This window comes from Streptomyces sp. DS1-CR2 (assembly GCF_055760475.1).
The window spans coordinates 4,186,167-4,201,235 of sequence record NZ_CM147085.1; the positions used below are offsets into that span (position 1 = coordinate 4,186,167).

Consider the following 15,069-nt stretch of genomic DNA (forward strand, 5'->3'; position numbering starts at 1 on the left):
GGCGAGGCCCTTTCTCCTCATCTTCCTCGCGGCGCATCTCGCCACGAGACGGAATTGGCACCTTCCCCACCTGGACCTCGGCAAGGTCGGCGGGAGGGTTGCCGGGACTTCAACGGGCCGTATCCCTCTGTCCCTCTGGATGAGCGCTATTCGGTTGTTGAGCTGACGCTTGATCACTCAAGCGCGGCGGCGACCCCGACATGCGATGGTCACCGGCGTTGTTCAAGACTGTAACCGAAGGCCTGGACGCTTGAGATAGTCGTCCGAACCGCGAGATGGATCACAGTTCGTGATCGGACAGTTCAGACAGTGAGGAGCCGCGCACCGTGCTGGAAGAAGTAGAGCGCTGGCTGAGCAGGCGTTCCTGGTCGGTGTCGGACCGCCCGCTCCCTCAGCTGATCGCCGCGAAGCGCGCCTCAGGCAGCTCGGTGAGCGTGGTACTGCCCGCGCTGAACGAGGAGGAGACGGTCGGCGAGATCGTCGCCGAGATCCGGCGCGCCCTGATGACGGAGCGGGTACCGCTGGTCGACGAGCTGGTGGTGATCGACTCGGGTTCGACGGACCGCACGGCCGAGGTCGCACGGGCCGCCGGGGCGCGGGTCGTGCACCGGGACGCGATTTTGCCGAGGATCCCGGCCGTGCCCGGCAAGGGCGAGGTGCTGTGGCGCTCGCTGCTCGTCACGAGCGGCGACATCGTCTGTTTCGTGGACGCGGACCTGAAGGAGTTCTCCGCGGACTTCGTCTCGGGGATCGTGGGCCCGCTGCTCACGGACCCCGGCGTGGACTTCGTGAAAGCGATGTACGACCGTCCGCTCGGGTCCGCCGCGGGTCAGGGCGGCCGGGTCACGGAGCTGGTGGCACGCCCGGTCCTGAATCTGCACTGGCCGCTCCTCGCGGGGTTCGTGCAGCCGCTCGGCGGCGAGTACGCGGCCCGCCGGTCGCTCCTGGAGCGCCTGCCGTTCCCGGTCGGTTACGGGGTTGAGCTGGGCCTTCTCGTCGACGCGCTGCACACGGTGGGCCTGGACGCGCTCGGACAGGTCGACGTCGGCGTGCGCAAGCACCGGCACCAGGACGGGCAGGCACTCGGGCGGATGGCCGCGGCGATCTACCGCACCGCACAGCTGCGGCTCGCGCGCGGGCACCTCGTACGTCCCGTGCTCACCCAGTTCGAGCGCGGAGAACAGGGATTCGAGCCGCGCACGCACGACGTGGACACCGAGGAACGCCCCCCGATGGCCGAAATCACCGAGTACGCGGAGCGCCGCGTGGCGTAGCCGGGGCAATCGTATGTTTTGCCTACATTGCCCTTTATGTGGCTCAGACAAGTTTCGGGTGGGCGACGGCTGCGCGCGGCCGCGACCCGCACCGCCGGGGTGCTCGTCGCCACGGCCACCGCGCTGACGGCGCTCGGCGCCGCGACCCCCGCCCCGGCCGACGTGGCCGCCCCGTTCGCCAAGCGCTACGACGCATCGCTGTACGGCGACTTCGTGACGATCGGCAACACCGTCATGGGCTGTCCGGCCGCGCCGGCCGACCTGGCGGCCCGCTGCGCGGTCGCCGCCGGCGGCCGGGGCAGCGACAGCAACGGCACGTTCGTGATGCGGCGCGTCAACACGGCCGGTACGACGGCCGGTTACGGATCGAGCTCCGGCCGGGTGACGATCCCGCCGGGCGCGAAGGTGGCGTACGCCCGCCTGTTCTTCGGCGGCAGCGACGGCACGTACAAGGGCCCGAGCGGCGCGCAGCTCGCGCGGTGCGACATCTCCGGCGCCGCTGCGGAGCCCTCGCCGAGCGCCCCGCTCGCCGCCGTGCCCGTGGTCGCCGTGAACGGCAAAGCCGCGGCGAGGGTCTCCACCGAGGACCTGGTCCGGGACCCGGCGGCCGCCGACGGCCCGCATTACTACACGGGCGAGGCCGACGTCACGAGCATGTTCGCCGGCGTCACCGGCACCGGCGCGCCCGTCCCCGTCGCGGTCGGCGGCGTCTGGGCGCCCAACGGCAAGGGCTGCGTGGCCGGCTGGTCGATGACCGTCGTCTACAAGTACGACGCCCCGAACTCCACGTATGCCCCGGACCGGCGCAAGGTGTACATCTACGGCGGGCATGTCCTCCAGCGCTCCGTCTCGCCCGCGGCCACGATCGGCGTGAACGGCTTCCACCGCGCGGGTGACGGCAAGGTGCGGGCGGGCGTCACCGCCTACGGGGGCGACCGGAAGACGCCGGGCGACCGGTTCCTGGTCGACGGCAAGAACGTCACCGAGGCCCACACCGGCAACACCGACAACTTCTTCATCAGCGAGGACGACGGCGCCGTCGCTCCGAAGACGGTCAACAACATGAGCATCGACGCGAAGGAGTTCGAGCTCCCCGACGGGACCGTCCCGCCGGGCGCCACCTCCACCGAGCTGACGTTCACCGCCAGGGGCGACACCTACGTCCCCTCGGCGCTCGCCCTGTCCGTCCCGGTCCCCGACCTGGAGGTCACCAAGACGGCGAGCCCGAAGGCGGCGGGCCCCGGCGACACCATCACCTACACGGTGAAGGCGAAGAACATCAGCTCGCTCGACCACCCGGACGCCAGGTTCAGCGACGACCTGACCGGCAACCTCGACGACGCGACGTACAACGGCGACGTGCGCACGGACCTCGGGCACGTCTCGTACACCGCGCCGAGGATCGGCTACACCGGCGACATCCCGGCCGGGAAGACCGCCACCATCACGTACTCGGTGAAGGTCCACGACCCGGTCCGTGGCGACGGGAAGCTGCCGAGCGGCGTCGAGGTGCAGTCACCCCGCTCCAACTGCGAGGCCGGCAGCACCGACCCGAGCTGCGGGAGCGCCCCCGAGATCGAGAAGCCGCCTCCCCCGGCGCCGCCCGCCCTGCACATCACGAACGTGCCGCAGCGGCCCGTGGTGCCGCCCTGCGAGGAGACCGTGAATACCCTCACGATCGAGGACTTCTCGGCCAGGAACCGCACCGGCGCCGCCGTCGAGTGGCCCGTGACGGCGGGCTCGGCCCCGGTCGCCTCCACCGGGACCGTCACGAAGCGGGGGTCCGTCTACGTCTGGAAGGGTGACGTAGTCACCCACGGCAAGGTCGTCATCACGCAACGTGTGAAGGCGTCGTGCACGACGGGCGGGATCACCGTGTTCACCGTGACGGCGGACGTGCCGCGCACCAACTGCCCGAAGGCCCGGCGCGGCGAGGGCGACCCGTGCACGTCGGTCATCACGGCCCGGCGGCAGCAGGCCCGCCCGGTCCCGCCGCAGGGGGCGCACGGGCCGGACCGGCCTTCGCACGGCGCGGAGATGGCCACGTCCGGCGACTCACACACGCTCCTGTACGGCGGTCTCGCGGCGGCCCTGTGGGGGCTCGGCGTCCTCGCGGTGGCGGCGGCGCGCAGCCGGCGCTACTGACGCGCGGGGCAGGTATCAGGACAGACGAACGGCGGATCGTATACGGCCGGACTCCCATGGAGTCCGGCCGTACGTTTGAGCGTTTACGGGTCGGGCTACGTTTGCCCGTATGGCTTCCACGCAGGGTGCACAGATCCTCGTCGCGTCCAACCGCGGTCCGGTCTCGTACGAGCTCGGAGCCGACGGGACGCTCGACGCGCGGCGCGGCGGGGGCGGGCTCGTCTCCGGGCTCTCCGCGATCGGGCAGGACCCGGACGGCGCGAGCGCGGTGTGGGTGTGCGCGGCCCTCGGCGCGGGTGACCGCGAGGCGGTACGGCGCGGCGTCGGAGAGCCGGGGGTGCGGATGCTCGACATCGACCCCGAGGTGTACGCCGACGCGTACAACGGCATCGCGAACTCGGTGCTCTGGTTCGTCCACCACATGCTGTACCAGACGCCTCTTGAGCCGGTCTTCGGGCCCGAGTTCCGTGCGCTGTGGGCGTCGTACGAGGCCTACAACCGGGCGTTCGCCGAGGCGCTGGCCGCGGAGGCCGGGCCGGGCGCGGCGGTCCTCGTGCAGGACTACCACCTGGCGCTCGTGCCGGGGATGCTGCGGGAGCTGCGCGACGACCTGCGCATCGGGCACTTCTCGCACACCCCGTGGGCGCCGGTCGACTACTTCCGGATGCTGCCGGACGACATCGCGGGGCAGCTGCTGCGCGGGATGCTGGGCGCGGACCGGCTGGGGTTCCTGACGCGGCGCTGGGCGGACACGTTCACGGCGTGCTGCGAGGCCGTGGTGGGCGGCACGTCCGGTACGGAGATCGGGGTGCACGGCCTCGGCGCGGACGCGGACTTCCTGCGGGAGCGCTCGCGCCGCCCCGACGTCGAGGAGCGCCTCGCCGCGCTGCGGGAGCAGATCGGCGGCCCGCACCGCAAGGTGATCGTCCGCGTGGACCGCACGGAGCTGTCGAAGAACATCGTGCGCGGCCTGCGCGCGTACGGGCTCCTCCTCGATGAGCACCCCGAGTGGCGCGAGCGGGTCGTGCACGTCGCCTTCGCCTACCCGTCACGGCAGGACCTGGCGGTCTACCGGGAGTACACCGACGAGGTGTCCCGGGTCGCCGAGGAGATCAACTCCCGCTTCGGTACGGAGCGTTGGACCCCGGTCGTGCTCCATGTGAAGGACGACTTCGCGCGCTCCCTGGCCGCGTACCGGCTGGCCGACGTGGCGCTGGTCAACCCGATCAGGGACGGCATGAACCTCGTCGCCAAGGAGGTCCCGGTCGTCTCCGACGAGGGGTGCGCGCTGGTCCTGTCGCGGGAGGCGGGGGCCTGCGAGGAGCTGGGCGAGGACGCGCTCGTGGTGAACCCGTACGACGTGTCGGCGACGGCCGAGGCGCTGCACGCGGCGCTGGTCATGGGCAGCGGGGAGCGCGGCGAGCGCGCGAAGCGGCTCGCCGCCGCGGCGACCGCGCTGCCGCCCGCCCAGTGGTTCCTCGACCAGCTGAACGCGCTGCGGGCGCTGGGGGGCTAGGGGGCTAGGGGGCTAGGGGGCGCTGATCGCGCGGGCCAGGTCCGACATGAGTCCCACCACTCCCTGCGGCCCGTCCACCACGACGTCCGCCCGTTCGGCCAGTTCCGTGACCTCCGAGCTGCCGCTGCACACCAGAAGGCCCGGCACCCCGTCCTTGCGGAGCTTGTCGACGGCGGCGAACGCGGGCAGGTCGCCGAGGTCGTCGCCCCCGTAGAGCACCGACGTCGCGCCCACCTCGCGTACGTACGACGTGAGCGCCGCGCCCTTGTCCATGCCGGGCGGGCGCAGTTCCAGGACGAGGCGGCCGGGCTCGACGATCAGGCCGTGGCGGGCCGCGAGGTCGGACAGGGGCGCGCGCAGCGCCTCGAACGCCGCCTGCGGGTCGCCCGCGCGGCGCGTGTGGACGGCGACGGCACGGCCCTTCTCCTCCACCCAGGTGCCGCGCCAGGCCCCCACGGACTCCAGGACTCCGGGCAGTTCGGCGCGGACGGCCGCGACGCCGGGGTGCGGGGCGGGGGCGTGGACGGTGCCGGTGACGGCGTCCCAGCGCTCGGCGCCGTAGTGGCCGAGAACCACAAGGTGTTCGAGGCCGGGGACGCCCGCGAAACCGCCGTGGCGCACGGCGACGCCCGCGGGGCGGCCGGTGATCACCGCGACGGAGGCGACCTGGGGTGCCAGCATGGCGAGCGCGCGGACGGCGTCCGGGTGCGCCCGGGCCTGTTCGGGGTCCGGCACGATCGGCGCGAGCGTGCCGTCGAAGTCGAGCGCGATCACGGCCCGCGCGGGGTCCGAGAGGAGTGCGTCGAGGCCGTCACGACCGGCGGAGGTCACAGGCGACGGCAGGTCGTGCTGCGGTGGGCTGCCCATGCGCCGAGCCTATCCGCGGGAGGCGGACCGTACGCCCGTTGCGCGGGGGCGGGTCAGCGCTCCTCGCGGCGGGCCTCGCGTATTCGGCGCAGCCGGTTGACCGTGACCGGGTCGTGGGCGAGGGCCCTCGGGTCGTCGAGGAGCGCGTTGAGGAGCTGGTAGTAGCGCACCGGGGCGAGGCCCAGCTCCTCGCGCACGGCGCGCTCCTTGGCCCCGGCCGACGCCCACCCGCGCCGCTCCAGGGCGAGAACGCCCTGCTCACGGGGAGACAGGCCGACGGGCGGCGCATCCTGTGCGTCCTCGGCGGGCGGTTCGGGCTCTGCGTACGGCGGTTCGCTCACGGCAGCGACGCTACTCCGCGTTCTCCGCCGCGTCGGCCGCCCGCTCCAGCCGGCCGAGGGTGGCGCCCGGGTTGCCGTTGGGGCCGACGGTCGAGCCGATCTCGCGCTTGACGCCGGCGCTGACCTGGGCCCAGGACGTCTTGCCGACGGGGTAGAGCTCCGAGTTCTGCAGTGCGCCGAGGAACTTCCAGAGCTTCTGGTCGCGCTTGTCGTCGGCCATCGTGTCCGACGCGGAGTTGGTGACCGGCAGGAGGTCGTACTCGCGGGAGAAGTCGAGGACGTTCTTCTCGCTGTAGACGTAGTCGAGGAACTTGCCGACCTGGTCCTTATGGCCGTTCTGCCGGAACGCCATCATCCAGTCGGCGACGCCCATGGTCGACCCGGCCCTGCCGTTGATGCCGGGCATCGGCACCGTGCCGAACTTCACACCCTTCCTGTCGGCCATCTGCATCAGCGTCGGGTGCCCGTTGAGCATGCCGACGTCACCGCGCGTGAAGGCTGCGAAGGCCTGCGCGCGGTCGAGCTTGGCGGGCGGCGTCGGACCGGTGAGCCCCTGGCCGACCAGGTCGTTCTTCAGCCACTCGAAGGTCTTGACGTTCTGCGGGGAGTCGAGGCTGTAGGTGCCGACGTCGTCGGTGTAACCGGAGCCGCCGCTCAGCATCCACATCATGGTCTCGGCCTGCGCCTCTTCGGGGCCCAGCGGCAGCGCGTAGGGGATCTTCACGCCGCGCGCCTTGAGGGCCTTGGCGTCGGCCTGGAGCTGGGCCCAGGTCTGCGGCGGGGTCAGGCCGGCCTTGTCGAAGAGGGTCTTGTTGTAGAACAGCAGCCGCGTGGAGGACGCGAAGGGCATGCCGTACTGGACGCGGGAGACCTCGCCGGCGGCGGCGAGCTGCGGCAGGAAGTCGGACTGCACGGGGATGGAGAGCAGGTCGTTCGCGCTGTAGAGCTTGCCGCTCGCGGCGTAGTCGGAGTACGCGCCGATCTGCGCCATGTCGGGCGCGTGGCCGTCCGCGACCATCTTCTTGACCTTGGCGTCGACGTCGCTCCAGGAGTAGACGCTGACGTCGACCTTGATGCCGGGGTTCTTCTTCTCGAAGGCGGCGGTCAGCTTGTCCCAGTACTTCTGGGAGCTGTTCGCCGGGGAGTCGCCGTAGTCGGCGGCCACCAGCTTCAGGGTCACGTCGTCGGAGCCGGGGCCTCCGCAGGCGGCCAGTGTCGCCGCCATGCCGAGCGCGGCCACCGCCGCTGTCAGACCTGTCATGCGCCGCTGCACAGCCGGTTTCCCACCCTCTTGAAGTCGCTCGTCCGGATTTCGGACCCGGATTGTTCACGAGGCCCGGACATAAGGTCTACACCACCCGGGTTTCGCGCCCGCAACGGGCCTTCGCCGGGAGAGCGGAAACGCGTCATCCGTACACATCGACGCAAGATCCGTGCAAGTGGACTAGACCTCTCGCGGGTTGAGGCGCGAGACTGTCTCCGTGAGACACGTCATCGCCCTCGATGTGGGCGGCACCGGAATGAAGGCCGCCCTGGTCGGGGCCGACGGCACCCTGCTCCACCAGGCGCGGCGCGCCACCGGCCGCGAGCGGGGGCCCGACGCGATCGTCGAGACCATACTCGGCTTCGCCGCCGACCTGCGCGCGTACGGCGAGAAGCACCTCGGGGAGCCGGCCGCCGCGGCCGGCGTCGCGGTGCCCGGCATCGTCGACGACGAACACGGCATCGCCCTGTACGCGTCGAACCTCGGCTGGCGCGACGTCCCGATGCGCAGGCTGCTGAGCGAACGGCTCGACGGCATCCCCGTCGCCCTCGGCCACGACGTGCGCACCGGCGGCCTCGGTGAGGGTCGGCTCGGCGCGGGCAAGGGCGCGGACCGCTTCCTGTTCGTGCCGCTGGGTACGGGCATCGCGGGTGCCATCGGCATCGGTGGCCGCATCGAACCCGGCGCGCACGGCTCGGCCGGGGAGATCGGCCACATCGTCGTACGCCCCGGCGGCACGGACTGCAGCTGCGGGCAGCGCGGCTGCCTGGAGCGCTACGCCTCCGCGTCGGCGGTCTCGCTCGCCTGGGCCGAGGCCACCGGCGACCCGGAGGCGGACGCCGCGGACTGCGCCAAGGCCGTCGAGTCCGGGGACCCCAGGGCGCGGCAGGTCTGGCTGGAGGCCGTGGACGCGCTCGCCGACGGGCTCGTCACGGCGCTCACTCTGCTGGACCCGCGCACGCTGATCATCGGTGGCGGTCTGGCCGAGGCGGGGGAAACCTTGTTCACACCACTGCGGGCCGCCGTCGAGGAACGCGTGACGTTCCAGAAGCTGCCCACGATCGTCCCGGCGGCCCTCGGGGACACCGCCGGCTGCCTGGGCGCGGGCCTGCTCGCCTGGGACCTGCTCGCCCAGTCCACCGATTCCACGGAGGTAGTCGCCTGATGGCCGCTCTGAATGTCCTCTCCGGCGCCCGCGTCGTCCTGCCGGCCGGCGTCGTCGAGAACGGACGCGTGATCGTGGACGGCGCGAGGATCGCCGGCAGCGCGCCGGCCGGCGCCCCCTCCACCGATCTGACCGGCCACTGGGTCGTGCCCGGCTTCGTCGACATGCACAACCACGGCGGCGGCGGGGCCTCCTTCACCTCGGGATCGATCGACGACATCCTCAAGGGCGTCCGCACGCACCGCCTGCACGGCACCACGACGGTCGTCGCGTCCTTCGTCACCGGCGCGACGGACTTCCTCACCCAGCGCGCAGGCCTGCTGTCCGAGCTGGCCGAGCAGGGCGAGATCGCGGGCATCCACTTCGAGGGCCCGTTCATCTCCCCGTGCCGCAAGGGCGCCCATGACGAGACGCTCCTGCGCGACCCCGACCCGGCCGAGGTCCGCAAGCTGCTCGACGCGGCGCGCGGCCAGGCCAAGATGCTCACCCTCGCCCCCGAACTCCCCGGCGGCACCGACTCCGTACGCCTCCTCGCCGAGCACGGCGTGATCGCCGCGATCGGCCACACCGACGCCACATACGAGCAGACCGTCGAGGCCGTCGACGCGGGCGCCACCGTCGCCACGCACCTCTACAACGCGATGCCGGCCATAGGCCACCGCGCCCCGGGCCCCGTCTCGGCGCTCCTGGAGGACGAGCGGATCACCGTCGAACTCATCAACGACGGCACGCATCTGCACCCGGCCGCCCTGGAGCTGGCGTTCCATCATGTGGGCAGCGGGCGCGTCGCGTTCATCACCGACGCCATGGACGCGGCGGGCTTCGGCGACGGCCGCTACATGCTCGGCACCCTGGAGGTCGAGGTGAAGGACAGCGTCGCGCGGCTCGTCGAGGGCAACTCCATCGCCGGTTCGACCCTCACCCTGGACCGCGCGTTCAAGCGCGCCGCCACCATCGACAAACTGCCCGTCGAGGACATCGTCCGTGCGATCTCCGCCAACCCGGCCCGCCTGCTCGGCGTGGACGACAGGGTGGGCTCGCTGGAGCCCGGCAAGGACGCCGACCTCGTCGTCCTGGACCAGGACTTCGACCTCAAGGGCGTCATGCGCAAGGGCCGGTGGATCGTGGAACCCCAGCTCGCGTGAGGTCTGGGCCTGCCGCCCGGTCTTTGGCATGATCAGGCCGCGTTACTGAAGGTAGTCCCGAACTGAGGGGTGGGCTGGGGTCTCGTGATCCTCACGGTCACACTGAACGCCGCGCTCGACATCACGTACGACGTGCCGGCGCTGCACCCGCACGCGTCGCACCGCGTCACCAAGGTCACCGAACGCCCCGGCGGCAAGGGCCTCAACGTCGCGCGCGTGCTCGCCGCGCTCGGCCACGACGTGACCGTCACCGGTTTCGCGGGCGGCGGCACCGGCCGCGCCCTCAGGGAACAGCTCCTGGACTCCCCCGGCATCCGGGACGCGCTCGTCCCGGTCTCGGGCGCCACCCGACGCACCATCGCCGTCGCCGACGCCACGACGGGCGACACGACCCAGCTCAACGAGCCGGGCCCGCTCGTCGCCCCGGCCGAGTGGTCCGCGTTCACCGAGGCCTACGAGGAAGTCCTCGGCTCCGCGTCCGCGGTGGCCCTGTGCGGCAGCCTCCCGCCGGGCGTTCCGGTCGGCGCGTACGCCCAGCTGGTCCGCGCGGCACGCGCCGCGTCCGTGCCCGTGCTGCTCGACTCGTCCGGGGAACCCCTGCGCCGGGGGCTCGCGGCCCGCCCCGACGTCATCAAGCCGAACTCCGACGAGCTCGCCGAGCTCACCGGCTCCCACGAGCCGCTGCGCGCCACCCGCGACGCCCGCCGCCGCGGCGCGCGCTCCGTGGTCGCCTCACTCGGCCCGGAGGGCCTCCTCGCGGTCACCCCGGACGGCAGCTGGCGCGCCCCGGCCCCGGACCGCGTGAAGGGCAACCCGACGGGCGCCGGCGACTCGGCGGTCGCGGGCCTGCTCTCGGGCTACGTGGAAGACCTGCCGTGGCCGGACCGCCTGGCCCGCGCGGTCGCCCTGTCCGCGGCGACGGTACTGGCCCCGGTGGCAGGGGAGTTCGACCGCGCGGCGTACGAGGAACTGCTGGGGCGGGTCGCGGTGACCCAACAGACGACGACAGCGGCCTAGGGCACGCCCCAGGCCGCTGTCGGCACGTCTGTGTCGCCGGCTGTGTCGCTCAGCCGTTGGTGCCCTTGACGAGCCACATCTGGTCGAAGTTGGCGTCGCACTGGTTGCCCTGCTCGCACGAGATCGTGATCGCGTTCGTGCCCTTGCTGAGCTGGACGACGGACCAGGTGTTGGACCAGCCCTTCTCCCAGTCGCCTTCCTTGGCGTAGGAGAAGTTCCCCATGTTGAGCGGGCGGGTCTGGGCCTTGCCGTTGACCGTGATGGTCGCGTTGGCGTCCTTGCCGGGCACGCCGTAGTTGACGCGCAGGCTGTACGCGCCGTCCTTCGGGATGCCGTTGACCGTCCAGGTGAGCTTGGCGCCCACCTGGTTGAAGCCCGCCACATACGTGCCGCCGTCGGCCTTGGCGCCCTTGACGTCCGATGCGGTGGCCGTGCCGCCCTCGAGCTTCAGCGCCTTGGCGTCCGTCTTCGGGAGGTCGACCGGCTTGTCGGGCTTCTTGGAGGCCCTCTCGCTCGGCTGGACCGACTGGGAGCCGCCGGACGGCTGCCCGCCCGCGTCGCCCTTCGCGTCGTCGTCCGAGTCGCCGCCAAGAACCGCGACGCCGATGCCGATGACCACGGCCGCCACGACGGCGAGCGCGCCGATCAGGAGGCCCTTGGTGTTGGGCCCGCGGCCCCGGCCGCCACCGCCGCCGTGCTGCGTGGGCGTCACCGTGGTCGGCGCGCCACCGGGCAGCGTCTCGGGGGCCGAGTAGTGCGCGTTCGGCCGGCCGTAGGCCTGGGGCTGCTGCTGCGGGGGGGCCTGCCCGTACGCGGCGGTAGGCGCCTGCTGCGGCTGCTGCCCGTACTGGCGCTCACCGACCGGCCGGACCTGGTGGTAGGACCGGGGACCCGGGTAGCCGTAGCCGCCGCCCCCGCTGGGCGGTGTCGCCCCGGCGGCCTGACCGTCGGCGTACAGATAGCCGAACGGATCGTCGTCCCCGGGCGTGCCCTCGCCGTTGTCAGCGGGCGCCATCCCTGATCACTCCCTACGTATCGCTTACCCGGCGAGCGTACCCGGTGGGAGGGGTCCGAAGCGGTGGCGTTGACCTCACCGATACCGGCGGAAGGAGATCATCCGGCCCGTCGGTGCTGCTTGGCACGCGACCGTTTCTCGATGTACATCCGCTGGTCAGCAGATTTCAACACCTCGTCGGCCGTCATCCCGCAGTGGGCCCAGCCGATGCCGAAACTCGCGCCCACGCGAACCGCTCTTCCGTCAACCCGGATGGGCGGAATGATCGCGTTCCGCAGACGGACGGCGAGGTCCTCTGCGTCGGCCCGGCCGAGCCCGTCGGCGAGCACGACGAACTCGTCGCCACCGAGCCTCGCGACGGTGTCCCCGTCACGGACACCGCTGGTCAGACGCCGTGCGACCTCGATCAGAACGGCGTCCCCGGTGTGGTGCCCGAACCGGTCGTTGATCGACTTGAAGCCGTCCAGGTCGCAGAAGAGGACTGCCAGGCCCTTCCTGCCGTCGTCGGTCTCCCCCTCGGGCGCGACGATGTGGACGTGGTGATCGAAGCCATAGTCGTCGTAGATCCCGCCGGAGGACCCGGACGTGCCGTTCTGCTGTCCGGCCGCGGCGGCAGCGGCGGCCCCCGCGAAGTCGAATCCGTGCCCGTTCGTGTCGTACGAGCCGCCGGTGCGGTCCCCGTACGCCGCGTCCAGGGAGTCCACGGCGCTCGGCTCGGGCAGCTGGGGGCGGCGGCACAGGCGGGCCGAGAGGCGGGAGCGCAGCTCCGCCGAGTTCGGCAGGCCGGTGAGGGAGTCGTGGGACGCGCGGTGCGCGAGGTGCAGCTCGCGGCGCTTGCGCTCCTCGATGTCCTCTACGTGGGTGAGCAGGAAGCGCGGCCCGTCGGCGGCGTCGGCCACCACCGAGTTCCGCAGGGACACCCACACATAGGTGCCGTCGCGCCGTCCGAGGCGCAGCTCGGCGCGGCCGCCCTCGGCGGAGGTGCGCAGCAGCGTGCCGATGTCCTCGGGGTGGACGAGGTCGGAGAACGAGTAGCGGCGCATGGCGGACGCCGGGCGGCCGAGCAGCCGGCACAGGGCGTCGTTCGTGCGCAGGAGCCGCCCGTGCTGGTCGCCGCCCATCTCGGCGATGGCCATGCCGCTGGGGGCGTACTCGAAGGCCTGGCGGAAGGACTCCTCGCTGGCGCGCAGGGCCTGCTGTTCGCGTTCGAGCCGGACGAGGGCGCGCTGCATGTTGGCGCGCAGCCGTGCATTGCTGATGGCGATGGCGGCCTGGAAGGCGTACATCTGCAGGGCCTCGCGGCCCCAGGCGCCGGGATGCCTGCCGTTGCGCGGGCGGTCGGCGGAGATCACGCCGAGGAGTTCGCCGCCGGAGCTCCCGGTGGCGTACATCGGGGCGAAGAGGCGGTCCGCGGGGTGCCACTCGTCCTCGAAGCGGGGCGTCGGCCCGTCGGTGAACCACTGCGGTACGTCGTCCTCGTCGAGGACCCAGCCCTCGGTGTGCGGGATGAACCGCAGGTCGCCCCAGGCCTCGCCCATGGACAGGCGGCGGTCCCAGGAGGCGCGGGAGCCGACCCGGCCGGTGATGAGGGCTTCGGCGGAGGAGTCGCCGGAGAAGGCGGCGACGACGAGGTCACCGTCGGGGCGTACGAGATTGACGCAGGCCAGCTCGAATCCGAGGCCGTTCACCACTCCGTCGGAGACCGTCTGCAGGGTGTCGGCCAGGCTGCGGGCGGTGTTCATGTCCGCCATCACCTGGTGAAGCTGCCGCAGGGTCGCAAGACGGACGTACGGCTCCGACTCGGTCTCCATGCTCAGCTCTCCCCGAGACCTCGACAGCACTCCAGAATTCTGATCGCCGATTCCGCACGTGCGTATGCACGCTCTTGTTGCAGTGTCTCCGCCACTGAATCACAGCGAGCTGTCCACCCGGTACACAGGGTCAACAAAATATGGCTCCTGTGACTCAAGTCACAGGAGGAGGTGAAGGGTTGAGGGGCACTCCGGCGCACGCCCCCTGCACTTCCTGAACGAACAACACCCTCGAACACCTCCATATCCGGACGAGATCCACCACAGGTCCTAGGACCGGCCTCGGCCCAAGGCCCGATGTGGCGGGCACGGCACCGAAGCTAGCGTCGAGACGTGCTGAAGACTCCCCCGCCGCTGAAGAATTCCCCGCTCTCCCCCACCGCCCGCACGACCCCCACGACCGCCACATCCCCCACTGGCGCTTTCGTCCCCGCGCCCGCCTCGGCCGGGCATGCTGAGGGGGTGAGCAACGACGAGTTCCGCGCCGCCATGTCCCGACTGGCCGCGGGCGTGGTCCTGGTGACCGCGCGCGAGGTGCCGCTCGACCCGGACGACCCGTCGGCTCCCCTGGGCGAGGACGTCGGCATGACGGCCACGGCGTTCCTGTCGGTCTCCCTCGACCCGCCGCTCGTCCTCGTCAGCCTGCGCAACGGCTCCCGCATGGACGACCTGCTCGACGAACAGCCCCTGTGGGCGGTGTCCGTACTCTCCGAGAACCAGCGCCACATCGCGGGCCGCTTCGCGATGAAGGGCCGCATCAGCGACCGCCTGCTCTTCGCGGACATCCCGCACGTACGCGGCGAGGTGTCCGGCGCGCCCCTGATGGGCGGCGCACTCGCGACGCTCGAGTGCCGCACGGAGCAGCGGGTGCCGGCCGGGGACCACACGCTGGTGATCGGCCGGGTGCTCACGGCGTCGCTGCCCAGCGGCGAGGGCGGACCGCTGGCCTACTTCAAGGGGAAGTACCGGCAGTTGGGCTGACGCACGACGCCCGGACCTTCTGAGGCCGTTCAGTCCCAGCCGCGCCCCGACCGACCCCGTTTCGTGTCCGACCGTGCCTTCTTGTTGCGCAGGCGGCGCTCGTTGATCCCCCGGGGGATGCGGGTCGCGCGGCGCGGCTTGGGCGGCGGGGCGGTGGCCTCCGCGAGGAGGGACGTGAGGCGTACGGCGGCGGTCTCACGGTTGCGCCACTGGGAGCGGTGCTCCGAGGACCGTACGGAGATGACGCCGTCGACGAGCCGGGAGGCGAGCCGCTCCAGGGCCCGCGCCTTCCACACCTCGGGAAGCGCCTCGGTCCTGGCGAGGTCGAACCGGAGCTCGACCTGGGAGTCGCTGGTGTTCACATGCTGGCCGCCCGGCCCGGACGAACGCGAGAATCGCCAGAGGAGCTCGGCCTCCGGAAGGACCACCGAGCCGCGGATGACGTAAGGACCGGACATGGGTTCCATGGTCGCGCCTGGACACGCACCGCGTCACCCCCTTTTCCCGGCGGCACACCCACCCAGGGTG

General features: G+C 71.9%; 13 protein-coding genes and 1 riboswitch. Of the genes, 7 read left to right on the plus strand and 6 right to left on the minus strand.

Annotated features, from left to right (window positions below):
* Positions 1 to 14: 14 nt before the first annotated feature.
* Positions 15 to 146, minus strand: a riboswitch (SAM riboswitch).
* Positions 147 to 326: 180 nt separating this feature from the next.
* The 3 genes from ACY0PA_RS20110 (at position 327) to ACY0PA_RS20120 (ending at position 4,935) form a co-directional block, all read left to right on the plus strand.
* Complete coding sequence (locus tag ACY0PA_RS20110; protein ID WP_473085921.1) at positions 327 to 1,274, plus strand: glucosyl-3-phosphoglycerate synthase; 948 nt, start codon at positions 327 to 329, stop codon at positions 1,272 to 1,274.
* A 36-nt stretch (positions 1,275 to 1,310) separates the two neighbouring features.
* Positions 1,311 to 3,419 (plus strand): DUF7927 domain-containing protein, encoded by a 2,109-nt coding sequence (locus ACY0PA_RS20115; protein ID WP_473085922.1) that lies wholly within the window; start codon positions 1,311 to 1,313, stop codon positions 3,417 to 3,419.
* Between the two features lie 109 nt (positions 3,420 to 3,528).
* On the plus strand, positions 3,529 to 4,935 hold the full coding sequence (locus ACY0PA_RS20120; RefSeq protein WP_473085923.1) for an alpha,alpha-trehalose-phosphate synthase (UDP-forming): 1,407 nt from the start codon (positions 3,529 to 3,531) through the stop codon (positions 4,933 to 4,935).
* Between the two features lie 12 nt (positions 4,936 to 4,947).
* Here the strand turns inward: ACY0PA_RS20120 and otsB are convergent, their stop codons facing one another.
* The 3 genes from otsB to ACY0PA_RS20135 all read right to left on the minus strand — a co-directional run bounded on the left by otsB (position 4,948) and on the right by ACY0PA_RS20135 (position 7,416).
* Positions 4,948 to 5,802, minus strand: a complete 855-nt coding sequence (gene otsB / locus ACY0PA_RS20125) for a trehalose-phosphatase (RefSeq protein ID WP_473085924.1) — start codon at positions 5,800 to 5,802, stop codon at positions 4,948 to 4,950.
* A gap of 53 nt (positions 5,803 to 5,855) precedes the next feature.
* Complete coding sequence (locus ACY0PA_RS20130) at positions 5,856 to 6,074, minus strand: DUF3263 domain-containing protein (protein ID WP_326778620.1); 219 nt, start codon at positions 6,072 to 6,074, stop codon at positions 5,856 to 5,858.
* 79 nt (positions 6,075 to 6,153) lie between these two features.
* On the minus strand, positions 6,154 to 7,416 hold the full coding sequence (locus ACY0PA_RS20135) for an ABC transporter substrate-binding protein (protein WP_473085925.1): 1,263 nt from the start codon (positions 7,414 to 7,416) through the stop codon (positions 6,154 to 6,156).
* Positions 7,417 to 7,624: 208 nt separating this feature from the next.
* On the opposite strand from ACY0PA_RS20135, the gene ACY0PA_RS20140 reads away from it, so the two are divergent.
* The 3 genes from ACY0PA_RS20140 (at position 7,625) to ACY0PA_RS20150 (ending at position 10,734) form a co-directional block, all read left to right on the plus strand.
* On the plus strand, positions 7,625 to 8,572 hold the full coding sequence (locus tag ACY0PA_RS20140; protein WP_473085926.1) for an ROK family protein: 948 nt from the start codon (positions 7,625 to 7,627) through the stop codon (positions 8,570 to 8,572).
* Positions 8,572 to 9,717 carry an N-acetylglucosamine-6-phosphate deacetylase gene (gene nagA / locus ACY0PA_RS20145; protein ID WP_473085927.1) on the plus strand — a complete coding sequence of 382 codons (1,146 nt, stop codon included), beginning with the start codon at positions 8,572 to 8,574 and terminating at the stop codon, positions 9,715 to 9,717. Before ACY0PA_RS20140 ends, nagA begins: the two co-directional genes overlap by 1 nt.
* 84 nt (positions 9,718 to 9,801) lie before the next feature.
* A complete protein-coding gene (locus tag ACY0PA_RS20150) occupies positions 9,802 to 10,734 on the plus strand; it encodes a 1-phosphofructokinase family hexose kinase (RefSeq protein ID WP_473085928.1) in 933 nt (310 codons plus the stop codon).
* A 49-nt stretch (positions 10,735 to 10,783) separates the two neighbouring features.
* Here the strand turns inward: ACY0PA_RS20150 and ACY0PA_RS20155 are convergent, their stop codons facing one another.
* Both ACY0PA_RS20155 and cdgB read right to left on the minus strand, forming a co-directional pair.
* A complete protein-coding gene (locus ACY0PA_RS20155; RefSeq protein ID WP_473085929.1) occupies positions 10,784 to 11,749 on the minus strand; it encodes a carbohydrate-binding protein in 966 nt (321 codons plus the stop codon).
* A 98-nt stretch (positions 11,750 to 11,847) separates the two neighbouring features.
* On the minus strand, positions 11,848 to 13,560 hold the full coding sequence (gene cdgB / locus ACY0PA_RS20160) for a diguanylate cyclase CdgB (RefSeq protein ID WP_473085930.1): 1,713 nt from the start codon (positions 13,558 to 13,560) through the stop codon (positions 11,848 to 11,850).
* 462 nt (positions 13,561 to 14,022) lie between these two features.
* On the opposite strand from cdgB, the gene ACY0PA_RS20165 reads away from it, so the two are divergent.
* The gene (locus tag ACY0PA_RS20165) at positions 14,023 to 14,541 is read left to right on the plus strand and encodes a flavin reductase family protein (RefSeq protein ID WP_473086376.1); all 519 of its coding nucleotides are present in this window, start codon (positions 14,023 to 14,025) and stop codon (positions 14,539 to 14,541) included.
* A 29-nt stretch (positions 14,542 to 14,570) separates the two neighbouring features.
* On the opposite strand, the gene arfB is transcribed toward ACY0PA_RS20165, so the two are convergent.
* Entirely contained in the window at positions 14,571 to 15,008 is a 438-nt protein-coding gene (gene arfB, locus ACY0PA_RS20170) for an alternative ribosome rescue aminoacyl-tRNA hydrolase ArfB (protein WP_469961150.1), read from the minus strand.
* Positions 15,009 to 15,069 lie beyond the last annotated feature (61 nt).